The 270-nt window shown below is 36.7% G+C and carries 1 protein-coding gene; it reads right to left on the reverse strand.

Going from position 1 to position 270, the window contains the following annotated elements; translation table 11 throughout:
• Positions 1–134: 134 nt before the first annotated feature.
• Positions 135–270, reverse strand: a 136-nt coding sequence (locus SB679_RS24390; protein ID WP_410704842.1) for an ATP-binding protein, incomplete at its 5' end; no start/stop codon positions are given.

Below are 270 nucleotides of genomic sequence, written 5' to 3' on the forward strand. Positions count from 1 at the left end.
CCGGCAGAGCTGAAATTACAAAGCCAGTGGCTGACTGGTAAAAAATAAAAACAAAAAGCGGGGATGTTTTCCCCGCTTTTATTATGCTTACTCTGAAAATAGATTTCTGTATTTCCAGGTATAAAATTATTAATTTACGCTTTTCTAATCGTTATTCTAAAGGTAGTTCCCTTTCCTACTTCTGTCTGAGAAATCTTAATATCTCCGTTATGATATTCATGAATCACTCTTCGGGCTAATGACAAGCCAAGTCCCCAACCTCTTTTCTTG

Source organism: Chryseobacterium sp. SIMBA_029 (assembly GCF_046535275.1).
In the GTDB taxonomy this organism is placed as follows: domain Bacteria; phylum Bacteroidota; class Bacteroidia; order Flavobacteriales; family Weeksellaceae; genus Chryseobacterium.